The 26743-nt window shown below is 73.6% G+C and carries 23 protein-coding genes and 3 tRNA genes; 12 read left to right on the forward strand and 14 right to left on the reverse strand.

Annotated features, from left to right (window positions below):
* Positions 1–221: 221 nt before the first annotated feature.
* Both K7787_RS27485 and K7787_RS27490 read right to left on the reverse strand, forming a co-directional pair.
* The gene (locus K7787_RS27485) at positions 222–1154 is read right to left on the reverse strand and encodes an anti-sigma factor RsbA family regulatory protein (protein ID WP_223003305.1); all 933 of its coding nucleotides are present in this window, start codon (positions 1152–1154) and stop codon (positions 222–224) included.
* Entirely contained in the window at positions 1151–1519 is a 369-nt protein-coding gene (locus tag K7787_RS27490) for an STAS domain-containing protein (protein ID WP_223003306.1), read from the reverse strand. Before K7787_RS27490 ends, K7787_RS27485 begins: the two co-directional genes overlap by 4 nt.
* A 258-nt stretch (positions 1520–1777) precedes the next feature.
* Here K7787_RS27490 and K7787_RS27495 point away from each other — a divergent pair, with 258 nt between their 5' ends.
* Together K7787_RS27495 and K7787_RS27500 are read left to right on the forward strand one after the other, a co-directional pair.
* The gene (locus K7787_RS27495) at positions 1778–2557 is read left to right on the forward strand and encodes an ANTAR domain-containing response regulator (RefSeq protein ID WP_223003307.1); all 780 of its coding nucleotides are present in this window, start codon (positions 1778–1780) and stop codon (positions 2555–2557) included.
* Between the two features lie 136 nt (positions 2558–2693).
* Positions 2694–2861 carry a hypothetical protein gene (locus K7787_RS27500; protein ID WP_019982237.1) on the forward strand — a complete coding sequence of 56 codons (168 nt, stop codon included), beginning with the start codon at positions 2694–2696 and terminating at the stop codon, positions 2859–2861.
* Positions 2862–3064: 203 nt separating this feature from the next.
* Here K7787_RS27500 and K7787_RS27505 read toward each other — a convergent pair.
* The 3 genes from K7787_RS27505 to K7787_RS27515 form a co-directional block, all read right to left on the reverse strand.
* Positions 3065–3138, reverse strand: a tRNA-Ile gene (locus K7787_RS27505).
* A 188-nt stretch (positions 3139–3326) separates the two neighbouring features.
* Positions 3327–3399, reverse strand: a tRNA-Asn gene (locus K7787_RS27510).
* A 5-nt stretch (positions 3400–3404) separates the two neighbouring features.
* Positions 3405–3477: transfer RNA gene (locus K7787_RS27515), tRNA-Asn, on the reverse strand.
* Between the two features lie 147 nt (positions 3478–3624).
* On the opposite strand from K7787_RS27515, the gene K7787_RS27520 reads away from it, so the two are divergent.
* The 4 genes from K7787_RS27520 to K7787_RS27535 all read left to right on the forward strand — a co-directional run bounded on the left by K7787_RS27520 (position 3625) and on the right by K7787_RS27535 (position 9402).
* Entirely contained in the window at positions 3625–3927 is a 303-nt protein-coding gene (locus tag K7787_RS27520; RefSeq protein WP_009188461.1) for a hypothetical protein, read from the forward strand.
* A 171-nt stretch (positions 3928–4098) separates the two neighbouring features.
* A complete protein-coding gene (locus K7787_RS27525) occupies positions 4099–5553 on the forward strand; it encodes an FGGY family carbohydrate kinase (RefSeq protein ID WP_027758120.1) in 1455 nt (484 codons plus the stop codon).
* Positions 5554–5740: 187 nt separating this feature from the next.
* Positions 5741–7474: an ABC transporter ATP-binding protein gene (locus K7787_RS27530; protein ID WP_009188463.1), complete on the forward strand. Its 1734-nt coding sequence runs from the start codon at positions 5741–5743 to the stop codon at positions 7472–7474.
* On the forward strand, positions 7474–9402 hold the full coding sequence (locus tag K7787_RS27535; RefSeq protein ID WP_223003308.1) for an ABC transporter ATP-binding protein: 1929 nt from the start codon (positions 7474–7476) through the stop codon (positions 9400–9402). Before K7787_RS27530 ends, K7787_RS27535 begins: the two co-directional genes overlap by 1 nt.
* A 174-nt stretch (positions 9403–9576) precedes the next feature.
* On the opposite strand, the gene K7787_RS27540 is transcribed toward K7787_RS27535, so the two are convergent.
* The 5 genes from K7787_RS27540 to K7787_RS27560 all read right to left on the reverse strand — a co-directional run bounded on the left by K7787_RS27540 (position 9577) and on the right by K7787_RS27560 (position 17029).
* A complete protein-coding gene (locus tag K7787_RS27540) occupies positions 9577–10845 on the reverse strand; it encodes a sigma-70 family RNA polymerase sigma factor (RefSeq protein ID WP_223003309.1) in 1269 nt (422 codons plus the stop codon).
* 313 nt (positions 10846–11158) lie between these two features.
* Complete coding sequence (gene dnaG, locus K7787_RS27545; protein ID WP_223003310.1) at positions 11159–13072, reverse strand: DNA primase; 1914 nt, start codon at positions 13070–13072, stop codon at positions 11159–11161.
* A gap of 104 nt (positions 13073–13176) precedes the next feature.
* A complete protein-coding gene (locus tag K7787_RS27550; RefSeq protein WP_009188467.1) occupies positions 13177–14442 on the reverse strand; it encodes an NAD(P)/FAD-dependent oxidoreductase in 1266 nt (421 codons plus the stop codon).
* Between the two features lie 195 nt (positions 14443–14637).
* Positions 14638–15999 (reverse strand): deoxyguanosinetriphosphate triphosphohydrolase, encoded by a 1362-nt coding sequence (locus tag K7787_RS27555; protein ID WP_223003311.1) that lies wholly within the window; start codon positions 15997–15999, stop codon positions 14638–14640.
* Between the two features lie 115 nt (positions 16000–16114).
* A complete protein-coding gene (locus tag K7787_RS27560; protein ID WP_223003312.1) occupies positions 16115–17029 on the reverse strand; it encodes a sirohydrochlorin chelatase in 915 nt (304 codons plus the stop codon).
* 464 nt (positions 17030–17493) lie between these two features.
* Here K7787_RS27560 and K7787_RS27565 point away from each other — a divergent pair, with 464 nt between their 5' ends.
* Positions 17494–18108, forward strand: a complete 615-nt coding sequence (locus K7787_RS27565; protein ID WP_247721344.1) for a SanA/YdcF family protein — start codon at positions 17494–17496, stop codon at positions 18106–18108.
* A gap of 53 nt (positions 18109–18161) precedes the next feature.
* Here K7787_RS27565 and K7787_RS27570 read toward each other — a convergent pair whose 3' ends face one another.
* The 3 genes from K7787_RS27570 to K7787_RS27580 form a co-directional block, all read right to left on the reverse strand.
* Positions 18162–18569 carry a PIN domain nuclease gene (locus K7787_RS27570; protein WP_223003313.1) on the reverse strand — a complete coding sequence of 136 codons (408 nt, stop codon included), beginning with the start codon at positions 18567–18569 and terminating at the stop codon, positions 18162–18164.
* Positions 18566–18838, reverse strand: a complete 273-nt coding sequence (locus K7787_RS31970) for a type II toxin-antitoxin system VapB family antitoxin (RefSeq protein ID WP_043260795.1) — start codon at positions 18836–18838, stop codon at positions 18566–18568. Before K7787_RS31970 ends, K7787_RS27570 begins: the two co-directional genes overlap by 4 nt.
* A gap of 154 nt (positions 18839–18992) precedes the next feature.
* Complete coding sequence (locus tag K7787_RS27580; RefSeq protein WP_223003314.1) at positions 18993–19589, reverse strand: NADPH-dependent FMN reductase; 597 nt, start codon at positions 19587–19589, stop codon at positions 18993–18995.
* A 522-nt stretch (positions 19590–20111) separates the two neighbouring features.
* On the opposite strand from K7787_RS27580, the gene K7787_RS27585 reads away from it, so the two are divergent.
* A complete protein-coding gene (locus tag K7787_RS27585) occupies positions 20112–20609 on the forward strand; it encodes a hypothetical protein (protein WP_372456695.1) in 498 nt (165 codons plus the stop codon).
* A gap of 124 nt (positions 20610–20733) precedes the next feature.
* The gene (locus K7787_RS27590; protein WP_009188474.1) at positions 20734–21354 is read left to right on the forward strand and encodes a class F sortase; all 621 of its coding nucleotides are present in this window, start codon (positions 20734–20736) and stop codon (positions 21352–21354) included.
* 207 nt (positions 21355–21561) lie between these two features.
* Here K7787_RS27590 and K7787_RS27595 read toward each other — a convergent pair whose 3' ends face one another.
* Positions 21562–22344: a sulfite exporter TauE/SafE family protein gene (locus K7787_RS27595; protein ID WP_169439615.1), complete on the reverse strand. Its 783-nt coding sequence runs from the start codon at positions 22342–22344 to the stop codon at positions 21562–21564.
* Positions 22345–22790: 446 nt separating this feature from the next.
* On the opposite strand from K7787_RS27595, the gene nirB reads away from it, so the two are divergent.
* From nirB to K7787_RS27610, 3 genes are all read left to right on the forward strand, one after another.
* The gene (gene nirB / locus K7787_RS27600) at positions 22791–25463 is read left to right on the forward strand and encodes a nitrite reductase large subunit NirB (protein WP_223003316.1); all 2673 of its coding nucleotides are present in this window, start codon (positions 22791–22793) and stop codon (positions 25461–25463) included.
* Positions 25460–25888: a nitrite reductase small subunit NirD gene (gene nirD / locus K7787_RS27605; RefSeq protein ID WP_247721343.1), complete on the forward strand. Its 429-nt coding sequence runs from the start codon at positions 25460–25462 to the stop codon at positions 25886–25888. Before nirB ends, nirD begins: the two co-directional genes overlap by 4 nt.
* 172 nt (positions 25889–26060) lie before the next feature.
* Complete coding sequence (locus tag K7787_RS27610) at positions 26061–26645, forward strand: TetR/AcrR family transcriptional regulator (protein ID WP_009188479.1); 585 nt, start codon at positions 26061–26063, stop codon at positions 26643–26645.
* Positions 26646–26743 lie beyond the last annotated feature (98 nt).

A 26743-nucleotide genomic window follows, 5' to 3' on the forward strand; every position in this document is an offset into this window, starting at 1 on the left:
TCGACGGTCCGGCGCCTGGCCTCCGCCGCTCCAGGCGGTGCCCCACCGGTTCAGCCGCTGGCCCGCCGCTCCAGGCGGTGCCCCACCGGTTCGGCCGCTGGCCCCGCCGCTGCAGGCGGTGCCCCACCGGTTCAGCCGCTGGCCCCGCCGCTCCAGGCGGTGCCCCGCCGGTCCGGCCGGCGAGACCTCAACGGCACCGGCACCGGCACCGGCCGGTGCCGTCAACGCGGCAGCCGGGCGCGGATCGTGGTGCCGTGCGGACCCGTGTGCACGCGGACCAGGTCGGCGATCAGGTTCACCATGAGCAGGCCGCGGCCGCCGCGCTGGTCGCGGGCGGCCGGTCTGCGCCCGGCCAGCGGATCGTCCATGCGTCCGCCGTCCCGCACTTCGCACACCACGCGCCCGTCCTCGGCCCACACCCGCAGCTCCCCCGAACCGCCGCCGTGCACCACGCTGTTGGTGGTCAGCTCGGCGGCGACCAGGGCCAGGTCCTCCAGCCGCCGCCGGTCCAGGCCGAGCCGCGCGCCCTCGGCCGAGGCCGCGTGCCGGGCCCGGGACAGGGTCGGCGCGGTGAAGGGGAAGGACAGCGCGCCGGGCACGGGCGGCAACGGCTCGTTGTAGCGGGCGTGGACGCGCTCGGGGGCGTATCCGGCGCTGACGCGCGCCTCGGTGGACCCGGCGGGCACGACCACGGGATGGGTGGCGTGGGCGTCGGCGAGGGCCCGCTCGTCCAGTCGCCCGGCGTCGTACGGGCACAGGACGGACACCTCGCGGCCCCGGAACGCCGCGTTGATCAGCGCCTCGTGCTGGACGCAGGCCGCGTACTCGGCGGGCGTGCGGCCGTACCAGACGGGCTCGCCGACGATCCGCACCCGGCGGCCGGGCGGCTGCGCGTCGGCGAAGGCGCGCAGCACGCCGGGGATGATCCGGCCGGGGTTGCGGCCCGCCTCGCGCATGTCCAGCAGCCGTACCCGGCCCGCGTCCGCGCCGAGTTCGGCCTCGATCAGCCGGAGGTTCTCGGCGGGGACGGCCACCGCCACCGGTTCGCCCGCGGCGAGGGCGGCCCGGACGAAGGGCACGGTGCCGGCGAGGTACTCCCGTGCGTCCCGGTAGAACAGCGCGGGGTGGACGAAGGGCTCCACGGCGGCGGTCATGACGGCGACACCTCGATCCCGGTCAGTCCGGGCCAGAACAGCTCCAGCATCCGGGGCACCGCGGCCGGCGGCCGGGCGAGCACGATCCGGCGGCCGGGTGCCAGCCGCCGCGCGGCGTCCGCGAGCACGTCGACGCCGGCCACGTCGACGAAGGTCACGGCGGACAGTTCCAGCCGGTACACGTCCTCACCCGCGCTCACCGCCTGGTCCAGCGCGCGCTGCCAGATCGCGCGGGTGGCCAGGCTCACCTCCCCCGCCGCCCGCAGCCCGGCCCGGCGGGGCAGCGGGGACACCCGCAGCCCGGGCGCGGCGCCGTCGGGCGCGGACGCGCAGGCGAAGGTCCCCCTCCGGTTCGGGATGTCCACACCGTCCCCCTGTCGCTCACGGACACAGGGCACAGTACGCCCCGTCGCCCGCCGTCCAGGTGTACGCCGCCGGGGAGCGGGCAGGCGCAGTTCGGCAGCGCCGGGAAACCGCGGACCGCGCCCGGCCCGCGACCCGCACCGGCCGCACCGGCCGTGCGGCCGACCGTACGGGCCAGGACGGCCGCGTCCCCCGGCGGCGACGGGGAACGCGATGTCGTATGACGCGCGCGGACTGTCGGGGACGGACAAGGCGGGAACATGACCTCAGCGGCACCACCACCTCTCCCACCGCTCGCTCGCCGGCTGACCACGCTCGCCGGCGCCCTGACCGTCGACGTCCGCACCTTCCCGGACGGCCGGGCGGTGCTGCGCCCGCGCGGCGAGCTGGTGCACGGCTGCGCCCGGACGCTGGCGAAGGCGCTGGCCGGACTGCCGGCGGAAACGACCCGCGTCGATCTGGACCTGGCCCTGGTGACCTTCATGGACACGGCGGGGCTGGAACTGCTGGACGTCCTCGACGGGTACGGCCGCGCCCGGCTGGTCCCGGTGACGGCCACCGGCTGGACGGGACAGCCCCTGCGCATCCTGGAGCTGGCCGGCCTGGACACCGCGGACCCGCTGAAACCGGCGGTGCCCGGTCCTCCGGTCCCGGCGACCCGGGCGGCCTCGGCGGTGGCCGTGGAACGGGCGGAACGGCTGCGGCAGTTGCAGCAGGAGGTGGCGCAGCTGCGCCAGGCCATCGCCTCCCGCCCGGTGATCGACCAGGCGCGCGGCATCCTGATGGCCGCCCACGCCTGCACCCCGCAGCAGGCCTGGGACATCCTCCGGGAGGCCTCGCAGCGGTCGAACACCAAGCTCCGCACGGTCGCCGCCTGGGTGGTCGAGGGCGCCCGGCCCGACGCCCCCGCGCCGCCGCCCGCGCTGCGCCACGCCCTGCGCGCGGCGATCGCCCGCACGACGGCCCCGGCACCGGCACCGGACGGCGGCAGCGGGAGCGACAACGGGAGCGGGCGCGACAACGGGAGCAGGCGCGGGTAGCGGGCGGCCGGAGGGCGACTGTCCGGAGGGTGACTGTGGTGTTCCCCGGTCCGGGGGTACTCGGCCTGCCGGACGAGTGACCAGCCCGCCCGTGTCCGTATGTCCGCAGGATCCGCATGTCCGCAGGAGCAGCACGATGAGAGAGCACACCCCGTCCCAGGCCGAGGGCGAACGGGACGACAACGACACCCGGCGCGGCGCGGAGCCGCCCGACACCCCCTACCCGACCCCCTCCCAGGCGGAGGGCGACCGCGACGACCTGCCGGAGACCTCCGACGCCGCGGACGACGGCCGCCGCCGCTGAAGCCGTACGGAAGGCGACCGGTGGCACCCGAGCGGTACGGGACCGAGCCGTACGGAAGGAGACCGGTGACGTCTGAGCCGTACGGGGAGGGCCGTGGGGGAAGGACCCGGCCAACCGGGTGAGCGGTGGCCGCCGCTTCGGCGTGGCGACCACCGCGGCCGCGTACGGACAGGTCAGATCGATTCTGCGCCTGCACTGCGAGGTGGGGCGGGTGGGACTCGAACCCACGGCCGACGGATTATGAGTCCGCTGCTCTAACCGGCTGAGCTACCGCCCCGTTCGGCGCGTCGCGTACATGTGTGCGCGCCGTCTGCCGCAGCATAGCCGCTCATACGATCTCCTGCTTCGTCATGGTCGGCTTGCCTCGGCCCTTCATGACCTTGAGGACTCCGCCACGGACCGCGCGGTTCCCAGGTCACGAAACCGGACATGAAAAAGGACCCCGCAGGGTCCTCGTTCACGATGCTCCCCCGACTGGACTCGAACCAGTAACCTGCCGGTTAACAGCCGGCTGCTCTGCCAATTGAGCTACGGAGGACCGAGCTCCCCCGACTGGACTCGAACCAGTAACCTGCCGGTTAACAGCCGGCTGCTCTGCCAATTGAGCTACGGAGGAATGCCTCGTCGCATCGAACGCGTCTGCCTGGGTATTCGCCAGGGGGCGCGCGCTCGCTGCGACACATACATTAGCGCAAGCAGGGGGGTGCTTTGCCAATCGGTTCCCCCCGGCTCCGACTCGAGGCAGAACGAAGGGTGGCCAACCATGCGGTACCGGCTCGTGTTCATCGCAGGGCTCGCCGTGGGGTACGTACTGGGCACGAAGGCGGGACGTGAGCGCTACGAGCAGCTCCGCAACTCCGCACGGCAGGTCGCGCAGAACCCGGCGGTGCGCAACACCGCCGAGACGGCGGCGCAGCAGGGCCGCCAGTTCGCGGACAAGGCGTACCACGTGGTCAGCGACAAGGTCGGCGACCATGTGCCGGAGTCCGTGGCGCAGCGGGTGCGCTCGCTGCGCGGCCACGGCAACGGCAGCGGCCCGGACGACTGGGGCACCAGCAACACCTGAGGGGCGCCAGCAGCACCTGATCAGGGCGTCGCCCGCGCCCGCGCGGGGGGCGCCCGCGGCGTCCCGCCGGGCGCCCGGGACGCGGGCCGCACCCGTCGCGCACCCGCGAGAAAGCGTCCGCCTGGCGATCCGTGGCCCGAGCAGGGGTTGCGGTGCGGCAGAATTTTCGCCATGGGGATAGTCGCCGGGTTGGACAGTTCACCTGATTTCACTCGCATCGTGGTCTGCGACACGGACACGGGCGCCGTGCTCCGGCAGGGCTACGCGCCGCATCCGGTGGAGAGCCCCGAGGGGGGCGGCCGCCCTGCCGACGTCGATCCGCAGGCCTGGCTGCTCTCGCTCGGGGAGGCCGCGGGCGGCGGGCTGCTGGAGGGCGTGCAGGCCATCGGCGTGTCCGCCCAGCAGAACGCGCTGGTCCCGCTGGACGCCCAGGGCTCCACGGTGCGGCCCGCGCTGGTGGGCGGCGACCGGCGGGCGCAGATCGCCGCGGCCGATCTGATCGACGCGCTCGGCGGCCGGGAGGCGTGGGCGCAGGCGGTGGGGCTCGTGCCGCAGGCCGCGCAGCCGGTGACGAAGCTGCGCTGGCTGGCGAAGAACGAGCCCGACGCGGCCCGGCGCACCGCCGTACTGCTCCAGGCGCACGACTGGCTGGTGTGGCAGCTGCTGGGGCGGCCGGCCCGGCGGACCACCGACCGCGGCGGCGCCTCCGGCACCGGCTACTGGTCGGCGGCCACCGGCGCCTACCGCCCCGATCTGGTGGAGCTGGCGCTCGGCCGCCAGGCCGTCCTCCCGGAGGTGATCGGCCCCGCCGAGGCGGCCGGCACGACCCCGGAGGGGCTGCTGATCTCGGCGGGCACCGGGGAGACCATGGCCGCCGCCTTCGGGCTCGGGCTCGGGCTCGGCGACGTGGTCGTCTCGCTCGGGGCGTCCGGCTCGGTGATGGCCGTGCACCCCGAGGCGCTGGTCGACCGGACCGGCATGATCACCTCGCTCGCCGACGCGACCGGCATGCATCTGCCGGTGGTCACCACGCTGAACGCCGTGCGGGCCCTGCGCGGCACCGCCGAACTGCTCGGCCTGCCCGACCTGGAGTCGCTGTCCGATCTGGCGATGAAGTCGACGCCGGGCGCGCACGGGCTGGTGCTGCTGCCGTATCTGGAGGGCGAGCGGACCCCCGCCCTGCCGCACACCGCGGGCACCCTCGCGGGGCTGCGCCGCGAGTCGATGAAGCCGGAGCACCTGGCGCGGGCCGCGTTCGAGGGCATGCTGTGCGGGCTCGTGGACGCGCTGGACGTGCTGCGCGGGCGGGGCGTGGAGGTGCGGCGGGTGTTCCTGCTCGGACCGGCCGCCGAACTGCCCGCCGTGCAGGCCGCGGCGCCCGCGCTGTTCGGGGCGCAGGTCGTGGTGCCGCAGCCCGCGGACTACGCGGCGATCGGCGCCGCCCGGCAGGCCGCCTGGGCGCTCGGCGTCTCGCAGGGCGTCCTCGACCCGCGCACCCCGCCGCTGTGGCAGGGCGCGGCGGCGCAGGTCCTGGAGCCGGGCGAGGAGCTGGCGGTGGGCCAGGCGGTGCGCCAGCAGTACGTCTCGGTGCGCGAGCAGACCCACCCGGGGGCGTTCCACGGGTGAGGCCGCGGGCCACGGCGGAGGGATCGGGGCCGGACCGGCGGGCGTAGGGCGGATGGCCGAGTGCCGTCGGCCGTTGGTCCGCTATTGGGTTAATCAGTTGAGGTAACGCGGGTGGAGTGTCCGACGATAGGGGCCAGGGGACGGACGACACCCCGCCGCCCCGATCGCCGACTCCGAGAGACCCAGCGTGCTCCTAAGACTCCTGCGGACCTACCTCAGGCCCTACAAGAAACCGATATCCCTGCTGGTGCTGCTGCAGTTCCTGCAGACCTGCGCCACCCTCTACCTGCCGACGCTGAACGCCCACATCATCGACCAGGGCGTGGTGAAGGGCGACACCGGCTACATCCTCACGTTCGGCGCCGTGATGATCGCCATCTCGCTGGCGCAGGTGGTGTGCAACATCGGCGCCGTCTACTACGGCGCCAAGACCGCCTCGTCGCTCGGCCGCGACGTCCGGGGCGCCGTCTTCGACCGCGTGCAGTCCTTCTCGGCGCGTGAGGTCGGCCACTTCGGCGCGCCCTCGCTCATCACCCGTACGACCAACGACGTCCAGCAGGTGCAGATGCTGGCGCTGATGACGTTCACCCTGATGGTGTCGGCGCCCATCATGTGCGTGGGCGGTGTCGTGCTGGCGCTCGGTCTGGACGTGCCGCTGTCCGGGGTGCTGGTCGCGGTCGTCCCGGTGCTGGCGATCTGCGTGACGCTGATCGTGCGCCGGCTGCGCCCGCTGTTCCGGTCGATGCAGACCCGGCTGGACACGGTGAACCGGGTGCTGCGCGAGCAGATCACCGGCAACCGCGTCATCCGCGCCTTCGTCCGCGACGAGTACGAGAACGACCGCTTCCGCAGGGCGAACGCCGACCTGACCGAGATGCAGCTGGCCACCGGGCGGCTGCTGGCGCTGATGTTCCCGATGGTGATGACGGTGGTGAACCTGTCGTCCATCGCGGTGGTGTGGTTCGGCGCGCACCGCATCGACAGCGGCGGCATGCAGATCGGCGATCTGACGGCGTTCCTCGCCTATCTGATGCAGATCGTGATGTCCGTGATGATGGCCACCTTCATGTTCATGATGGTGCCGCGCGCCGAGGTGTGCGCCGAGCGCATCCAGGAGGTGCTGGACACCGAGTCGAGCGTCGTCCCGCCGCTCGCGCCCGTCCGGGAGCTGCGCAGCCACGGCCATCTGGAGCTGCGTCAGGCCGGCTTCCGCTACCCGGGGGCCGAGGAGCCGGTGCTCAGGTCCGTCGACCTGGTGGCCCGGCCCGGCGAGGTGACCGCGGTCATCGGCTCCACCGGCAGCGGCAAGTCCACGCTGCTCGGCCTGGTACCGCGCCTGTTCGACGCGACCGACGGCGAGGTCCTGGTCGACGGGGTGGACGTGCGCACGGTGGACCCGAAGCTGCTGGCCAGGACGGTCGGCATGGTGCCGCAGAAGCCGTACCTGTTCGCCGGGACCGTCGCCACCAACCTTCGCTACGGCAACCCGGACGCCACCGACGAGGAGCTGTGGCACGCGCTGGAGGTGGCGCAGGCCAAGGACTTCGTGAGCAAGCTGGAGGGCGGCCTGAACGCGCCGATCGCGCAGGGCGGCACCAACGTCTCCGGCGGTCAGCGCCAGCGTCTGGCGATCGCCCGCACGCTGGTGCAGCGCCCGGAGATCTACCTCTTCGACGACTCCTTCTCCGCGCTCGACTACGCCACCGACGCCGCCCTGCGCGCGGCGCTGGCCGAGGAGACCGCGGAGGCGACCGTCGTCATCGTCGCCCAGCGTGTGGCGACCATCCGCGACGCGGACCGGATCGTCGTCCTGGACGGCGGCCGGGTCGTCGGCGTGGGCCGCCACCACGAGCTGATGGCGGACAACGAGACGTACCGGGAGATCGTGCTCTCCCAGCTGACGGAAGCGGAGGCCGCCTGATGGCCGGGCCCATGGGTCGGATGATGGCCGGGGGCGGCCCGAACAGCCGCTCGATGAACTTCAAGGACTCGGGCAAGCGGCTGCTCGCGCAGTTCAAGCCCGAACGGGTCACCATGTACGCGCTGGTGCTGTGCGTGGTGATCAGCGTCACCCTGAGCGTCGTCGGGCCGAAGATCCTCGGCAAGGCGACCGACCTGGTGTTCGCGGGGATCATCGGCCGGCAGATGCCGGCCGGGGCCACCAAGGACCAGGTGCTCCAGAACATGCGGGAGCACGGCCAGGGCTCGATCGCCGACATGCTGAAGAGCACCGACTTCACGCCCGGCCAGGGCATCGACTTCGACGCGGTCGGCCGGGTGCTGCTGCTCGCGCTCGGCACGTTCATGGTGGCCGGGCTGCTGATGGCGGTGGCGACGCGGCTGGTGAACCGGTCGGTGAACCGGACGATGTTCCGGATGCGCGAGGACGTGCAGACCAAGCTGTCCCGGCTGCCGCTGTCCTACTTCGACAAGCGCCAGCGCGGCGAGGTGCTCTCGCGCGCCACCAACGACATCGACAACATCGGCCAGACCCTCCAGCAGTCGATGGGCCAGCTCATCAACTCGGTGCTGACCATCATCGGCGTGCTGGTGATGATGTTCTACGTCTCCTGGATCCTCGCGCTGGTCGCGCTGGTGACGGTGCCGCTGTCGTTCGTCGTCGCCACCCGCGTCGGCAAGCGCAGCCAGCCGCACTTCGTGCAGCAGTGGAGCTCCACCGGCAAGCTGAACGCGCACATCGAGGAGATGTACACCGGGCACGCCCTGGTGAAGGTGTTCGGCCGCCAGGAGGAGTCGGCGCAGCAGTTCGCCGAGCAGAACCAGGCGCTGTACGAGGCCGGGTTCAAGGCGCAGTTCAACAGCGGCGTCATGCAGCCGCTGATGATGTTCGTCTCCAACCTGAACTATGTGCTGGTGGCGGTCGTCGGCGGCCTGAGGGTCGCCTCGGGCTCGCTGTCCATCGGCGATGTGCAGGCTTTCATCCAGTACTCGCGGCAGTTCTCGATGCCGCTGACGCAGGTCGCCTCGATGGCGAACCTGGTGCAGTCGGGCGTCGCCTCGGCCGAGCGGATCTTCGAACTCCTGGACGCGGAGGAGCAGGAGGCCGATCCGGTGCCGGGCGTGCGGCCGGAGGAGCTGCGCGGGCGGGTCGCCCTGGAGCACGTGTCGTTCCGCTACGAGGAGGACAAGCCGCTCATCGAGGATCTGTCGCTCACGGTCGAGCCGGGGCAGACGGTCGCGATCGTCGGCCCGACCGGCGCGGGCAAGACCACGCTGGTCAATCTGCTGATGCGGTTCTACGAGGTGACCGGCGGGCGGATCACGCTGGACGGCGTGGACATCGCCCGGATGTCGCGGGACGAGCTGCGCTCGGCCATCGGCATGGTGCTTCAGGACACCTGGCTGTTCGGCGGCACCATCGCGGAGAACATCGCCTACGGGGCCACGCGCGAGGTGACGCGCGGGGAGATCGAGGAGGCGGCGCGGGCCGCGCACGTGGACCGGTTCGTGCGCACGCTGCCCGACGGCTACGACACCGTCATCGACGACGAGGGCACCGGGGTGAGCGCCGGTGAGAAGCAGCTGATCACGATAGCGCGGGCGTTCCTGTCCGACCCGGTGATCCTGGTCCTGGACGAGGCGACCAGTTCGGTGGACACCCGCACCGAGGTGCTGATCCAGAAGGCGATGGCCAAACTCCAGCACGGCCGTACGTCGTTCGTCATCGCGCACCGGCTCTCCACGATCCGGGACGCGGACACGATCCTGGTGATGGAGAACGGTTCGATCGTCGAACAGGGCGCGCACGCCGAGCTGTTGGCGGCGGGCGGGGCGTACGCCCGGTTGTACCAGGCGCAGTTCGCGCAGGCGGTCGCGGAGGTCGACTGAGGGCGGCCGGCCGGCGGGGTCGGCAGGAGTGAGGAGGGGGCCGTCCGGTGGGCGGCCCCCTCTCCCGTCCGGTGGCGTCCTTCCGGTCGGTCCGCCCCCGTACGGCCCGGTCCGTACGGCCGGCCCGGTCCGTACGGCCGGTGCGGTCCGTACGGTCCGGGCCGCGCGGCCCGTTCAGTCGAGGTAGCCGCGGAGCTGGTCGGCGAAGGCGTGGTCGCGGAGTTTGTTGAGGGTCTTGGACTCGATCTGCCGGATGCGTTCGCGGGTGACGCCGAAGATGCGGCCGATCTCCTCCAGGGTGCGCGGCCGGCCGTCCATCAGCCCGTAGCGCAGCTGCACGACCTTGCGCTCGCGCTCCCCCAGCGTGGACAGCACCGCCTCCAGGTGTTCGCGCAGCAGCAGGAACGCCGCCGACTCCACCGGGGAGGCGGCGTCGCCGTCTTCGATGAGGTCGCCGAGGGCGACGTCGTCCTCCTCGCCGACCGGGGCGTGCAGGGAGACGGGCTCCTGGGCCAGCCGCAGCACCTCGCCGACCCGGTCGGGCGTCAGGTCGAGCTGGGCGGCGACCTCGGCGGGGGTGGGCTCGTAGCCGCGTTCCTGGAGCATCCGGCGCTGCACCCGCACCACGCGGTTGATGAGTTCCACGACGTGCACGGGGACGCGGATGGTGCGGGCCTGGTCGGCCAGCGCCCGGGACATGGCCTGGCGGATCCACCAGGTGGCGTAGGTGGAGAACTTGTAGCCGCGGGCGTAGTCGAACTTCTCCACGGCCCGGATCAGCCCCAGGTTTCCCTCCTGGACCAGGTCGAGCATGGTGAGGCCGCGGCCGACGTACCGTTTCGCCACCGAGACGACCAGGCGCAGGTTGGCCTCGATGAGGCGGCGCTTGGCCATCCGGCCCGAGACGACGAGCCGGTCCAGGTCGCCGGCCAGGCGGCTGTCGAGGTCGGGGGTGCTGCTCAGCTTCTCCTCGGCGAACAGGCCGGCCTCCACCCGCCGGGCGAGTTCGACCTCCTCGGCGGCGGTGAGCAGCGGTATCCGCCCGATCTCGCGCAGGTACTGCCGGAACAGGTCGGCGGAGGGGCCGCCGGACTCGGTGCGGGCGGGCGCGGCGCGGGGCGGCTCGACGGCGTCGAGCGGGTCGGGTGCGTCGAGGGCTTCGGGTGCGTCAGGGTCGCCGGGCGCGTCAGGTGCGTCGGGGGCTTCGGGGGCGTCGGACGCGTCAGGTTCGTCGGGTGCGTCGGGGGCGTCGGACGCGTCAGGTTCGTCGGGGGCGTCGGACGCCTCGGGCGGCTCCGGTTCCGGCCGGGTGGCCGGCGGTTCCTCCGGCTCGGCGGCCGGCTGCGTCTCCGGGTGGTGCGCGGCCCGGTCCTGCGGGGGCACGGCCACCGCCCTCCCGCGGCCGGTGGTGCTGTCGGTAGGGGTGAGGGTCTGGGTCTGCACGGGGGGCGACCTCCAGGATGATCGCTGCTCAGCTGTGCGGCAGCGCTGCTCGGGGGGCGGAGCCGGCACTGTCGGCGCGGTCCGTCCCGTACGCGATGAGCACAGCCGGGGGGAAGGGGGCCCGTGGGTGACGGACCGGCCGCGCTCCGAGGACTCAGGCACCGGACCCAGTGTGGGGTACGACACATCGCCGCCACGAGGGGCGTGCGGTGACTTTTTGCGTTCGTTCCGTGACGGGGCGGTTACCGCCGCCGGGTGCGGCGCCTTGGGCGCGCCCTCGGCGCGTGCCGTCGGGCGGGCGCCCGGCGCGTACTCACAGGGCGGCGGCGCCGCGCTCCCGCAGGGCCTGGTCGTACTGCTGGAGGATCCACAACTCGTTCTGCGCGGCGGCGAGTTGGGCGGGGTCGCCGCCGGTGCCGAGGCGGGCCACGGTGCTGCTGAGGTCGCGGATACGGCGCTCGACCGCGCGGCGGCGGACGGTGACGAGCTGGGCGCCGGCGTAGGCCTCGTCGACCTCGCGGCGCAGCAGGATCGCCTCGACGGCCAGCTCGGTGACCATCGCGCGGACCGTGTCGTCCGGGGCGGCCTCGCGGACCCGGACGAGGTACTCCTGCGGGTCGGCGGTGCCGTACTCGGCGCCGCCCGCGTCCAGGATGGCCTGGCGCACGGCGGCGTAGGGCGGCGCGGTGAACTCGTCCACGCCGTACGCGTCGAAGGCCGGGGAGACCAGCTCGGGGCGTTGCAGGGCGAGCTTGAGCAGCTCGCGCTCGGTGGCGTAGACGGGGTTGCGCAGGGTGAGGGCGGGGCCGCGGACGGCGGGGGCGGGCGCGGCGTAGTCCTGGCGGGGGCCGCCGCGCTGCTGCCGGTCCGGTGCGGGGCCGCGTCCGCCGCGGTCGCGCGCCCACCGGGCGAGCTGCGCGACCCGCTTGACCACGAACTGGGTGTCGAGGATGCCGAGCAGTCCGGCGAGCTGGACGGCGACCTCGTGCTGGGCGCCGCTGTTCTTGATCCGGGCGACGACCGGCGCGGCCTCGTCCAGGGCGGCGGCCCGGCCGCCCGGGGTGTCCAGGTCGTAGCGGGCGACGATCTGGCGCAGCGCGAACTCGAACAGCGGGGTGCGCGGTTCGACCAGGTCGGCGACGGCGTCGTCGCCCTTGGCCAGCCGCAGGTCGCAGGGGTCCATGCCGTCGGGGGCGATGGCGATGTACGTCTCGGCGGCGAACTTCTGGTCGTCCTCGAAGGCGCGCAGGGCCGCCTTCTGGCCGGCCGCGTCGCCGTCGAAGGTGAAGATCACCCGGGCCGAGCCGTTGTCCATGAGGAGCCGGCGCAGGATCTTGATGTGCTCGCCGCCGAAGGCGGTGCCGCAGGTGGCGATGGCGGTGGTGACGCCGGCCAGGTGGCAGGCCATGACGTCGGTGTAGCCCTCGACCACGACCGCGCGGGAGACCTTGGCGATCTCCTTCTTGGCCAGGTCGATGCCGTAGAGCACCTGGGACTTCTTGTAGATCGGGGTCTCGGGGGTGTTGAGGTACTTCGGGCCGTTGTCCGCCTCGTAGAGCTTGCGGGCGCCGAAGCCGACGACCTCGCCGCCGATGTCGCGGATGGGCCACATCAGCCGGCCGCGGAAGCGGTCGATGGGGCCGCGGCGGCCCTCCTGGGCGAGGCCGGAGAGGACCAGTTCCTTGTCGGTGAAGCCCTTGCCGCGCAGGAAGCGGGTGAGGTGGTCCCAGCCCTGGGGGCTGTAGCCGACGCCGAAATGGAGGGCGGCGGCCTGGTCGAAGCCGCGCCCGGCGAGGAAGACGCGCCCGGCCTCGGCCTCGGCCAAGGAGGCGAGCTGTTCGGCGTACCACTCGGCGGCCAGCTTGTGCGCCTCGACCAGGCGGATGCGCTCGCCGCGCTGGTGGGCGGGGTTGTAGCCGCCCTCCTCGTAGCGCAGGGTGATGCCGGCCTGGGCGGCCAGGCGCTCGACCGCCTCGGAGAAGGAGAGGTGGTCGATCTTCATCACGAACGTGATGGTGTCGCCGCCCTCCTGGCAGCCGAAGCAGTGGAAGAGTCCCTTGCTCGGGCTGACCTGGAAGGACGGCGACTTCTCGTCGTGGAACGGGCACAGTCCCTTGAGGTTGCCGCCGCCCGCGTTGCGCAGCTGGAGGTACTCGGAGACGACGGCGTCGATCGGGACCGCGTCCCGTACCGCCTTCACGTCCTCGTCGTTGATCCGTCCTGCCACGGGTGAATTCTACGGGGACGCTCGGACAGTCCTGAGCCGCGCGGCGGCGACCGGGGCCGCCGGGGCGCCCCCGGGGCCTCAAGGGGCGGTCCGCCGCCGTGCGCTCACGCGGCCAGGGTGTCCAGCGGGACGTGCGGGTCGGCCAGGGCGTCCGTGTCGATCCGGGCCCGGGAGCGGATCAGCCGCTGGATCGGGTCCGTGACGTCCCACACGTTGACGTTCATCCCGGCCAGCACCCGCCCCTCCTTCACCCAGAACGCGACGAACTCGCGCTTGGCGGCGTCGCCCCGGATCACCACTTCGTCGTACGACCCCGGCGGCGCCCAGCCGCTGTACTCCATGCCCAGGTCGTACTGGTCGGAGAAGAAGTACGGCACCCGGTCGTAGACGACGTCCCGGCCGAGCATGGCGCGGGCCGCGGCCGGGCCGCCGTTCAGCGCGTTGGCCCAGTGCTCCACCCGCAGCCGGGTGCCGAACAGGCCGTGCGGGAAGGCGGCCACGTCGCCGGCGGCGTAGATGTCGGGGTCGGAGGTGCGCAGCCGCTCGTCCACGGCGATGCCGCCGCCGTGCGCCCGGTCGGCCAGCTCCAGGCCGGCCGCCTCGGCCAGCGCCACGCGCGGGGCGGCGCCGATCGCGGCGAGCACGTCGTGGCAGGGGTGCTCCTCGCCGTCGTCGGTGCGGGCGGCCAGCACCACGCCGTCCTGCCCGACGATCTCGGTCAGCCGGGCCCCGAAGTGGAAGCGGACGCCGTGCGCGCTGTGCAGCTCGGTGAAGAGCTGGCCCAGCTCGGGGCCCAGCACGTGGTGCAGCGGGGTGGCGGACGGCTCGACGACGGTGACCTCCGCGCCGTACTCGCGGGCCGCCGCCGCGACCTCCAGGCCGATCCAGCCGGCTCCGGCGATCACCAGGTGGCCGTTGTCCCGGCCGAGGTGGGCGAGGACGCCCTTGAGCCGCTCGGCGTGGGCGAGGCGGCGCAGGTGGTGGACGCCGGCGAGGTCGGTGCCGGGGATGTCCAGGCGGCGCGGTTCGGCGCCGGTGGCCAGCAGCAGCTTGTCGTAGCGCACATGGGTGCCGTCGTCGCCGTAGTGGACGGTCTTCGCCTCGCGGTCGACGGCGTCCACGGTCTGGCCGAGGTGGAGTTCCACGTCGTTGCGCGCGTACCACGCCGGTTCGTGCACGAAGACGGTGTCGCGCTCCTCCTTGCCGAGGAGGTAGCCCTTGGACAGCGGCGGCCGTTCGTAGGGGTGGTCGCGCTCGTCACAGATGAGGATGACGCGGCCGCTGAAACCCTCCGCGCGCAGGGTCTCGGCCGCCTTCGCGCCGGCCAGGCCTCCTCCGACGATGACGAACGTCTGATCCGCGTCGACCACTTGATGCCTCCTGCCAGGGGTCTGGGGACGTCCCCAGAGAACACTGTCGGTGCCGCCACGTGCGAGCGTCCCGCACGCAGCGTGATGCGGGAAGAGGGAGTGGCCCGATCAGGCCACGGAGGGTCACGCCGGGGCCCGGCCGCGGTCTCTCGGGTCACTCCCGTCCCACGGGTGCCGGCGAACGCGCCGCCGGCGTCATATGCGCTCCTTCGGCCCCGTCCGCCCCGTCAGTCTCGCGTGCAGCGAGCGGGCGGAGGCGTCGGTGAGGGAGGCGATCTGGTCGACGACGACGCGCTTGCGGGCGCGGTCGTCGGCGGCCTCCGTGAACAGGGCCCTGAACTGCGGCTCCAGGGCCTGGGGGGCGCGCGCGGTGAGCGCCTCGGCCAGCTCGGCGACCACGATCCGCTGGTCGGCGCGCAGCCGCTCCTGCTCGGCGCGCTGCATCACGTACCGGTCGGCGACCGCCTTGAGGACGGCGCACTCCAGCCGGGTGCTTCTGGGGACGACCAGCTCCGCGCCGTACCGCGTCAGCCGCCCGCCGCCGAACGCCTGCCGCGTCGCGCCCTCGGCGGCCAGGCAGAAACGGCCGATGAGCTGGCTGGTGGCGTCCTTGAGGCGGGCCTGCGCGATGGCCGAGCCGTCGTACCCGTGCGGCCACCACTCCTGGGCCAGCAGGCGGTCCAGGGCCTCGGCCAGTTCGGCGGGGTCGGTGTCCGCCGGGACGTAGCGGCCGACGGCGACCTCGAACACCGCCTGCCGCTCGGGCTCGGCGTGCAGGCAGCCCGGGTCGATGTGGCCGGCGTGCAGGCCGTCCTCCACGTCGTGCACCGAGTACGCCACGTCGTCCGCCCAGTCCATGACCTGCGCCTCGAAGCACGTGCGCGTGCCGGGCGCGTCCTTGCGCAGCCAGTCGAAGACGGGCCGGTCGTCCTCGTAGACGCCGAACTTGGGCGAGGCCGGGTCGGTGGGGTGGGCGCCGCGCGGCCACGGGTACTTCGTGGCGGCGTCCAGGGCGGCGCGGGTGAGGTTGAGGCCGACGCTGGCCAGGGCGCCGGAGACCGGGTCGGGCACGAACCGCTTGGGCTCGATGCGGGTGAGCAGGCGCAGCGACTGCGCGTTGCCCTCGAAGCCGCCGCAGTCGGCCGCGAACTCGTTCAGCGCCTGTTCGCCGTTGTGCCCGAAGGGCGGGTGGCCGAGGTCGTGGGAGAGGCAGGCCGCCTCCACGAGGTCGGGATCGCAGCCGAGGGCGGCGCCCAGCTCGCGGCCGACCTGCGCGCACTCCAGGGAGTGGGTGAGGCGGGTGCGGGGGCTCGCGTCCCAGGCCAGGCCGCGGGTGCCCGGCGTGACCACCTGCGTCTTGCCGGCCAGGCGCCTGAGGGCGGCGGAGTGCAGCACGCGCGCGCGGTCGCGCTGGAACGCCGTGCGGCCCGGCCGCTTGTCCGGCTCGGCGGCCCAGCGCTCGACGGCCGACGTCTCGTAGCCGTCGGGCGGGAGCTGGTTCTCGTACGGCCCTGCTGCCTCGGCTGCCTCGCGTGCCCCGGGGGCGATCCCTTCCATGCCTCGACAGTAAGGGCAGGCAGTGACAATCGGGATACGGAGGGGAGGTTTCCGGCGGGGTGGGGGCGGTCGGGGCGGAGGGTGCCGACGGCGAGTCCCCGGGTCGGGCGGGGGCTCAGGCCGCCGGGGTGAGGGTGCGGGGCGGGTGGACGGTGAGCGGGTGGCCGGGGAGGAGCGCGTCGTCTTGGCCGGGTGCTTGGTGGTGGTCGAGGACCTGGTCGTGGCCGAGTGCCTCATAGTGGCCGAGTGCCTGGTCGTAGCGGTGCAGGACCAGGCGGGCCAGGGCGGGGTGGTCGCCGAGGGGGGCGGCGGCGATCCAGGGCGCGGCCTTCGCGCACTCGGTGGCGAACCGGCCGGGGGCGGTGAAGCAGGAGGCGACGGCGACGCGGTGCCGGCCTCGCTCGGCGAGGGCGCGTACGGCGGCCTCGACGGTCGGCGCGGCGGCGGAGGCGTAGGCGGGGACGACCGGTACGCCGACCCGCTCGGCCAGGAGCCGGGCGGTACGGCGGGTGCCGGCGGCCGAGTCGGGGTCGCGGGACCCGGCGGCGGCGAGCACGACGGCGCTCACGCGGCGGGTCGCCTCGTCGCGCGGGGTGCGCCAGCCCGCCTCGGCCAGCCGGGCGCACAGGGCGTCCACGAGCAGCGGGTGCGGGCCGAGGGGCGCGGCCACGCGCGCGCGTACCGGTGCGTTCGCCGCCGTCTCGGGGATGTCGTGCTTGACGTGGTGGCCGGGGCTGAAGAGCAGGGGCACGAGTACGGCGGCGGCAGGGGCTTCGGACTCGGCGGCGGTACGGGCTTCGGACTCGGCGGCGGTTCCGGTGGTTCCAGTGGGACTCAGCCGGGCCAGGGTGTCGGGGAGCAGGGGCTCGTTCAGCTCGATGTGCCCGAGGCGGACGGTCAGGGCGGGGCGCAGCCGCCGGACGCGTTCCATGAGGGCGTCGACGGTCACCCGCGCGCGTGGGTCACGGCTGCCGTGCGCCACGAGGACGAGGGCGGGCGGGTCGTGCGGGGTGCGGGTGAGCGGCGTCATGCGGCCATCGTCGCCGGGGCGGGTTGCCCCGCCGTTGCACGGCGGTGACGGGTGTTTGCGGGGGGTTCACGGAGCGGGGCGGGGCAGTGTGAGGTGAGGCCGGGGAGGGGGCGGCGTGCGGACGGGGGGCGGTGCTGTTCCAAGGGTGGTACACAGGGCGTGAACCGGTCTCCCCCGGGTCGCGTCTTCCCTGGTCGAGGCCCGTCCGGGCCGTCCGAGGAGGGGACCGACCCATGCGCCGACCGACCGGCAGTGCCGCAGGCAGCCCGACGGATCCCCCGGCGGACAGCCCGACGGCCCACCCCGCGGCAACTCCGACGGACCACCCGCCGGTCGGCCCGTCGGACCGCCCGGCAGACACTCCGTCTGGCCGGCCGTCGGGCCGGCCGTCGGGCGGGCCAGCGCGCCTTCGGCCGCGGCTGCCGCGCACCCGGGCCGGCCGGCGGCGGCTGGTGCAGGCCGTGATGGCGGTGTGCGTGCTGGCGCTGCTCCCGGCGACGTGGCTGTACGTGTCCACCGGGGACCGCCTGCGCACCACGGCGGACGCGCCGCGCACGGACGTGGTGATCGTCTTCGGCGCGGGCCTGTGGCACGGCGGCGAACCGTCGCCGTATCTGGCGCACCGCCTGGATGCGGCGGTGACGCTGTACCGCGAGGGCCGGATCAAGGTGGTCCTGGTGACCGGCGACAACAGCCGCACGGACTACGACGAGCCGGACGCCATGCGCGCGTACCTGACGCGGCACGGCGTCCCCGGGGCGCGGATCGTCAGCGACTACGCCGGCTTCGACACCTGGGACTCGTGCGTGCGGGCGAAGAAGGTCTTCGGGGTGGACCGGGCGGTCCTGGTGAGCCAGGGCTTCCACATCCGCCGCGCGGTGGCCCTGTGCGACGCGGCCGGCGTCGACTCCTACGGCGTCGGCGTGGACGCGGTGCACGACGTCACCTGGTACTACGGCGGCGCCCGCGAGGTGTTCGCGGCCGGCAAGGCGGCCCTGGACGCGGTCTTCCGCCCGGACCCGAAGTTCCTCGGCCCGCGGGAGCACGGGGTGCAGCGGGCGTTGGCGGGGGTGGGGTGAGGGTGGGGCGAGGGTGGGTTCGATGGGAACGTCCGCGGACGTGGCGACCGTCGTCACCCGGCGAGAATGCGGCGCACTGGTTGCCCCGTCACGCGGGCGATGGTCTCGAAGTCAGCGTCTTCGTGCAGCACGGTCATCTTGTGATGCCCGGCGGTGACGGCCACCAGCAGATCGACAGGGCTCGCGCACTGGTGCCAGCCACGATCGGCGAGCGCCTGCTGGAGTTCGGCCGCGTCCTCCCAGGCGAAGTCCCGCGTCGGGCAGTACGGAAAGGTCTCCCGAAGCAGCGTGTCCGCCTCGTAGTACGAGGGCCTGCCGCCGACGGCTCGCAGAAACTCCTGCCGTACGGGCTCGCACAGTCCGACCAGTCCGGAACAGACGAGCTGGTCCCACTGCGTGCCGGCCTGGCCGCGGTAGAAGCGGATCAGCGCGCTCGTGTCGATGAGGAAGGTCTCGTTCACGCGGCGTGATGCTCCCCGCCTGACGGGGAATCACTCGATGAGGCCTCGGTCCCGGCGACCGGCTCGTCCCCGGGCTCCTCGATCAGCGAGAAGTCGATCTCCCCTGCGGCGACCATCTGCCTCATGCGCTTCACCGCGGCTGCCCGCCGTCGCCGATCCGCGACCTCCCGCAACGCGGCGTTGACCGTCTCCTTCTTCGTGGTCGTACCGAGCAGGCGGGCGGCCTCGGCGAGAGCCTCGTCGTCGAGATCGATCACTGTGCGACTCATATGGGCCTCCCGAGAGCTGTATATACACTCTGGAAAAAAGATATCACGCAGGCTTTTCGCTCGGCTTCTCCGGCGATGCCTCGTCCGGCGACGACGCGGCCGACTGCCGTACCACGGGCGCCGGTGGGAATGAGTCGCCGGCGGCATCCGTACGTCAACTCCCATACGGCCGCCGCTTCCTGGCATCCCGCAGGGCGTGACCCCACCAAGTCAGCTGGTCCAGCATCGACTTGGCCGCCGCGTTCGGGTCCGACGGGTCTTTCAGACGGCCGGTGTCATCGAAGGACGCGCCGGCGTTGTGGAAGGAGACCGTGTCGCGGACCGTGACCGCGTGGAGTTCGGCGAAGACCTGGCGCAGGTGCTCCACCGCGCGCAGGCCGCCCGCCAGCCCGCCGTAGGAGACGAGGGCGACGGGCTTGGCCCGCCACTCAGTGAAGTGCCAGTCGATGAGGTTCTTCAGGCCGGCCGGGTAGGAGTGGTTGTACTCGGGGGTGAGGACGACGAACGCGTCCGCCGACGCGAGTTTCGGCGTGATGTCAGCGAGCGCCGCCGCCGTCCGCGGGCCGCGTTCCAGGGTGGTCGGCAGGGCGGCCGTGCCGGCCACGTCCACCACCTGCGCGGCGATGCCGCCGTGGTCGCGCAGACGGGCGAGGAGCCAGTCGGCGACCACGGGGCCGAAGCGGCCGTGACGGTTGCTGCCGACGATGAGGGTGACCTTCAGGGGGGCGGGGGCGCCCGGCGTGGTGTCCATGCGGGAGAGACTGGTACCTCAAGTTATCTTGAGGTCAAGTTCCGGCCTCGCGGGCCGGCCGCCCGCCGGTCCGGTCACCCGTTCACACCCGCGCCCTGCGCCCTTCGGGTAGTTTCCGACGGCTCGTCAGGAGCACCGCGCTGACCTGCCCAAACGCCCGCCTTCGCGTGCCCCGCGCCCGGCGTTTCGGCACCCGTTCACCGTATTTCTGACGCTCCCTCAGGAAGCGGGTCGGCCCCGGTGCCTCTTACCTCGAAAGGGCAGGGCGCGGCGACGGCGGCACATGCGGGTGCCGCGGGTCGTGTCCCGTCCGCCGAGCTTCAGGGAGCACCGATGCGACGTACCGTCCGCACCACGGCCGGGGCCGTGACCGGGGCCGCGCTCGCCGTCGCCGCCGTGAGCGGGCTCGCCGCGCCCGCCTACGGCGCGGACACCGCTCTCGTCACCGCACCCGACCGCGGCGCGCCCGTCCGCGGGGCCGCGCCCCTCGCCGCCGTCACCGCCACCACCGGTGTCGCTCTCCTGGCCGCGCCCGCCCGCGGCGTCGCTCTCCTCGCCGCTCCGCGCACCGGTTCGGCCGCGAGCGGGCTGGAGGTGCTGCCGTACTCGGTGGAGCCGGGCGGGCAGGTCACCGTGAACACCAAGGCCTGCGGCGGTACGGCGGCCGCCGCGGGCGACGCGAGCGCGGTCGGCGCCGGTTCCTTCCCGCTGGCGCCCGGCGCCCGCAGCGGCGACGCGACCGGCGGGTTCCGGGTGCCGGAGAGCGCGCAGCCGGGGACGTACGAGATCGTCGCGGAGTGCGCCGAGGGCGGCCGGGAGGTCCGGGGCGACCTGGTCGTCGCGCTGACCGTGCGGCCGGGGCAGGAGCAGGTGCGGCCCCGGGGAAGTGTGAAGACGGGGGTCGGCGGCGCACTCGGCCGCGACCCCGTGCAGACCGCGGCCGGAGTGGCGGCGCTCGCCGTCGCCGGCGCGGGCGGTACCTGGCTCCTGCATCGCCGGGCGAGAGGCGACGGGATCTGACGGACACCCTCCGCTGTCCGTCCGCCGGTACCGCACGTCCCTCCCCCTCCGGGCGCGACGCCCCTCGTCGCCCGGAGGGGGCAGGGCACCGTAGGGCCTGTCCGGAAGCCGGAAGAGGGAACGCATGCGCAGGATCGGCAACACCGCCATAGCCTCGGTCACCGTCGTCGCCCTCTGCTCGGGCGCGTGGCTCCTGCACAGCGCCGGCACGACGAACGCCCCGCCGCAGCCCGCCGCGGCCGAGGGCACCCCCGATCCCGGCGAGGAACGGCTCACCGCGCCCGCGCTGCCGCCGTCCCCGCCCACCCGCATCCGCATCCCCTCGATCCGGGTGAACGCCCCCCTGATGGGCCTCGGTCTGACCCCCGCCGGCAGCCTGGACGTGCCGCCCGCCGACGACAAGAACCTGGCCGGCTGGTACGAGTCCGGCACCACCCCCGGCGAGCGGGGCACCGCGATCGTCGCCGGCCACGTCGACAACACCCGGGGCCCGGCCGTCTTCTACGACCTCGGCGCCCTGAAGAAGGGCAGCGTCATCGAGGTGGACCGCCGCGACGGCGGGGTGGCCGTGTTCACGGTGGACGCGATCGAGGTGTACCAGGCGAAGGACTTCCCCGACGACAAGGTGTACGGCGCGGCCGACCGCCCCGAGCTGCGGGTGATCACCTGCGGCGGCGGCTACTCCAGGGCGACCGGCTACCAGGGCAACGTGGTGGTCTTCGCCCATCTGACGGGGAGCCGCTGAGGGCGCGTACCGCTGAGGGCGCGTACCTGGCAGGTTGCTGAGGACGGGGAGCGGGTGGCGGGCAGGCGGCCCGTCGCCGGGGTGAACGTGCGTCGCTCGGTCATGACGGCAGTCTCGGGCAGCGCCCCTCCCCCGGTCTTGAACGGGCCGCTCGCGCCGGCCGAGGGCGTCACGGCTGCCGGGCCGGCCGGCGCCCCGGATCGGTTCCTAGGCCAGCCACTGCTGGTACGCCAGGTTCGCGACCAGGGCGAAGACCACGGTCAGCAGGACGACACGGACGAAGCCGCTGCCCTTCTTCATCGCGGTGTGCGCGCCCAGCATGCCGCCGGCCAGGTTGAACACCGCCATGATCGCCGCCAGTTGCCACAGGATCACGCCCTGCCAGGCGAAGGTGGCCAGCGCGCCCGCGTTGGTGCAGCAGTTGACGATCTTGGCGGTGGCGGAGGCGGTCACCAGGTCCAGATGGAGGACGGCGGTCAGCGCCAGGACGAGGAACGTGCCGGTGCCGGGGCCGATGAAGCCGTCGTAGAAGCCGATGCCGAGGCCCGCCAGGCCGATCGCCGCGAGGACCCGGCGGCGGGAGACCGGGCCGGGCGCCGGAGCGGTGCCGAAGGACGGCCTGAGGATCACGAACGCGCCGACCGCCAGCAGCACCACCATGATCACCGGCTTGAGCACATCGGTGCTCATCCCGGCCGCGAAGAAGGCCCCGGCGCAGGACCCGGCGAGCGCGGCCAGGCCGATGCGCACGGCGGTGCGGACGTCCACCGGGGCGCGGCGGACGTACGTCACCGCCGCGCCGGTCGTGCCGACGATGGCGACCGCCTTGTTGGTGCCCAGCGCGGCGGCGGCCGGAGTGGAGCCGGGCAGCCCGAGCAGCAGCACCGGCAGCAGCAGGAGCCCTCCCCCGCCGACCACGGCGTCGATCCAGCCGGCGGCGAGCGCGGCGAGGCACAGCAGGGCGACGACGGTCAGCGATATGTCGGGCATGATCACGACCCTAGGGACCGGACGTGTGTACGGTCCATGGAGCTGAGGGACTTCTGAGGTACGCGCACCCTGGCACGCGCACCCTCGACGGCGGCGGTGACGCCGCCTCCTCGCCCGGCCGCCCCCGTCGCCCCGCCAGGCGCCGCCCGCCCCGCCTCACACCTCCTCCCCGCCGTGCCGCAGACCCCTCACACCCGCCCGGGCGGGGCACTGAGGGCAGCGTTCCGTCGGGGAAACAGACGGGATGCCGACGGGTAACGTCCGCGCCGCACGCTCAGGGGCATGACCTCGGACCCGCGGGGGGCGGCGACCGGCGGTGACCGGCCCGCCCGCCGTGCGGCCGCCCGCCGTGCGGCCCCCGCCACCACGCCACCCGCACCCATCACCCGCCCCGCACCCCCGCACACCCCGAGGTCGTCACCCGCACACCCTGACGGAGGCTCCTGATGTCCACGACGGCTCTTCGTGACCGGCCCCGCCCCACGATCGTGCTCGTCGGCCACGGCATGGTCGGCCAGCGCTTCCTGGAGGCGCTCGCCGAGCGCGGCCTGACCGCCACGCACCGCGTGGTCGTGCTGTGCGAGGAGCCGCGCCCCGCCTACGACCGCGTCCAGCTCACCTCGTACTTCTCGGGCCGCACGCCCGACGAACTCTCGCTGACCGACGCCGGGTTCATCGCCGGGCACGGCATCGAGCTGCACGTCGGCGATCCGGCGGTCGCCGTGGACCGTACGGCGCGGACCGTCACCGCCCGCTCGGGCCTGACCGTCGGCTACGACGTGCTGGTGCTGGCCACCGGCTCGTACCCGTTCGTGCCGCCGGTGCCCGGCAAGGACGCCGAGGGCTGCTTCGTCTACCGCACCATCGAGGACCTGCTCGCCATCGAGGCGTACGCGAAGGCGGGGGCGCGGACCGGCGCGGTGGTCGGCGGCGGGCTGCTCGGGCTGGAGGCGGCCGGCGCGCTGAAGGGGCTCGGACTGGCCACGCACATCGTGGAGTTCGCGCCGCGCCTGATGCCCGTGCAGGTCGACGAGGGCGGCGGCGCGGCGCTGCTGCGCACCATCGAGGAGATGGGGCTGACCGTGCACACCGGCACGGGCACCCAGGAGATCACCACCGGACCGGGCGGCGCGGTCACCGGCATGAAGCTGTCCGACGGCTCCGAACTCGCCGCCGACATGGTGGTGTTCTCCGCCGGGGTCCGTCCGCGCGACCAACTGGCCCGCGCGTGCGGGCTCACCGTCGGCGAGCGCGGCGGGATCGTGGTGGACGCGCACTGCCGCACGGTCGCCGACCCGCGCGTCTTCGCGATCGGCGAGTGCGCGCAGGCGGTGGACGGCCGGGTGTACGGGCTGGTCGCGCCGGGTTACGAGCAGGCGGAGACGGCGGCGGCCGCGATCGCCGACGACGAGGCCTGCGCGCTGACGTTCACGGGCGCCGACCTGTCCACCAAGCTGAAGCTGCTCGGTGTGGACGTGGCCTCCTTCGGGGACGCGCACGGCACGGCCGGCGACTGCCTGGACGTGGTCTACTCCGACTCCCGCGCGGGCCTGTACAAGAAGCTGGTCATCGGCCGGGACGGCACGCTGCGCGGCGGCATCCTGGTCGGCGACGCGGAGGCGTACGGCACGCTGCGCGCGTTCGCCGGCTCGGTGCCGCCGGTCGCCCCCGAGTCGCTGGTGCTGCCCGCGGGCGCGGGCGCCCCGGCCCGGCTCGGCCCCGCCGCCCTGCCGGACGAGGCGGTGATCTGCTCCTGCCACAACGTCACCAAGGGCACGGTCCGCGGCGCGGTCGCCGAGCACGGCTGCACGAGCGTGCCCGAGGTGAAGAAGTGCACCAAGGCCGGTACGGGCTGCGGCAGTTGCGTCAAGGTGCTGACCCAGCTGGTGGACGCCGAACTGGCGGCGGGCGGCATCGAGGTGGACCAGGGGCTGTGCGGCTGCTTCGCCCGCACCCGCGAGGAGCTGTACGAGATCGTCCTCGCCCTGCGCATCGCCTCCTACCGGGAACTGCTGGACCGCTACGGCCGCGAGGAGGCGCGCGGCGGCGAGGGCTGCGAGATCTGCAAGCCGGCCGTGGCCTCGGTCATCGCCTCGCTCGCCCCGGCGATCGGCGCGGACGGGTACGTACTGGCCGGTGAGCAGGCCGCGTTGCAGGACACCAACGACCACTTTTTGGCCAACCTCCAGAAGAACGGCTCCTATTCGGTGGTGCCGCGCATCCCCGGCGGCGAGATAGCGCCCGAGAAGCTGATCGTGATCGGCGAGATCGCCCGGGACTTCGGCCTCTACACGAAGATCACCGGCGGCCAGCGGATCGACATGTTCGGCGCGCGCGTGGAGCAACTGCCGTCCATCTGGGCGCGGTTGGTGGACGCCGGGTTCGAGTCGGGGCACGCGTACGGCAAGTCGCTGCGGACCGTGAAGTCCTGTGTGGGGCAGACCTGGTGCCGCTACGGCGTGCAGGACTCGGTGCGGATGGCGATCGACCTGGAGCTGCGCTACCGGGGGCTGCGCTCGCCGCACAAGCTGAAGTCGGCGGTGTCCGGGTGCGCCCGGGAGTGCGCGGAGGCGCAGTCGAAGGACTTCGGCGTGATCGCCACGGCCAACGGCTGGAACCTCTACGTCGGCGGCAACGGCGGCGCCACCCCGCGCCACGCGGACCTGCTGGCGCAGGACCTGTCGGACGCCGAACTGGTGCGGCTGATCGACCGGTTCCTGATGTTCTACATCCGCACCGCCGACCGGCTGGAGCGCACCAGCGTGTGGCTGGAGCGGCTGCCCGGCGGCCTGGACCATCTGCGGGACGTGGTGGTCCACGACTCGCTCGGCATCTGCGACGAGCTGGAGGCGTTGATGGCCGCGCATGTGTCCCACTACCGCGACGAGTGGGCTCAGACGGTCAACGATCCGGAGAAGCTCGCCCGGTTCGTCTCCTTCGTCAACGCTCCCGACACCCCCGACCCGGTCGTCGCCTTCGTCCCCGAGCGCGACCAGATGAAGCCCGATCTGCCGCTGCTGTCCATCGGCCTGCCGCCCCGCGCCCTCGCCGCCGCCGGCGCCGGCACGGTCGGGGACGGCGCGGCGGCCGACGTACCGGAAGGAAGCACCCCGCGATGACCCTGATCCCCGACACCCTGACCCCCGACGCCCTGACCCCCGAGGCTCCCGAGACCGCCCCGGCTCCCGAAGTTCCCGGCCCGGCCTCCGGGGCCGCCGACCCGAAGGTCCAACTCCTCCTGCCCGAAGGCTGGTTCCCTCTCTGTGACCTGAGCGCGCTGCTGCCCGGCCGGGGGGTCGCCGCCCTGCTGCCGGACGGCCGGCAGGCGGCCCTGTTCCGGGACCGCTCCGGCCGGCTGTACGCCATCGACAACCGCGACCCGTTCACCGGCGCGGCGGTCCTCTCCCGCGGCCTGACCGGCGCCGACCGGGGCCGCCCGTACGTCGCCTCACCCCTGCTCAAGCAGCGCTTCGACCTGACCTCGGGGCAGTGCCTGGACGACGAGACGGTACGGGTGGCGGCGTACGAGGTACGGGCGCAGTAGCGGAGGCCGTACCGGGAACGGCGGCCGTACCGGTAGCGGAGGCCGCACAGGTAGGGCCGGGAGGCCGCACAGGTAGGGCCGGGAGGCCGCACCGGTAGCGGAGGCAGGGCGGCCGCGCTCCCGACAGGACCGATCTTGACCGATCGTTCCAGACGGACCTAGGCTGCGCGTCATGGCCAGGACCAAGGAGTTCGACCCCGACGCGGCGCTGCAGGCGGCCCTGGAGCTGTTCTGGCGGCGCGGTTACGAGGCGACGTCGATGGCCGACCTCGTCGAGCACCTCGGGATCGGCCGGGCCAGCCTGTACGCCACGTTCGGCAACAAGCACGAGCTGTACCTGAAGGCGCTGGACCGCTACGAGCGGGCGGGCATGGCGCGGATCGTGCGCGAGCTGTCGCAGCCCGGCCCCGCCCTGCCGGCCGTCCGCGCGGTCGTGCGCCGCTACGCCGCCGAGGCCACCCACGCCGAACTGCGCCTGAACGGCTGCATGGTGACCAACACGGCGGCCGAGCTGGCGCCGCACGACCCGGCCGCCGCGCGGTACGTCGAGCGCAACTGGGACCACCTGGAAACCTTGCTGCACTCGGCCCTGGTCCGCGCCCAGGCCCAGGGCGAACTGCCCGCCGGGCGCGACCCGCTGGCCCTGGCCCGCACCCTGCTGGTGCTGCTGCAGGGCGTACGGGTCGTCGGCAAGGCGACGGCGGACCCGGTCCGTGTGCGGGACGCGGTGGAGCAGGCACTGGCGCTACTGGACTGAGCGAGCGCGCCCCGACCGGTGGGCGCGCTTCTTTTTCCCTCGATAATGGAACGAACGGTCAAGATGAAGTGACCGGTCCCGATGAGACCGGCCAGGAC

It is taken from the genome of Streptomyces sennicomposti (assembly GCF_019890635.1).
In the GTDB taxonomy this organism is placed as follows: Bacteria; Actinomycetota; Actinomycetes; order Streptomycetales; family Streptomycetaceae; genus Streptomyces; species Streptomyces sennicomposti.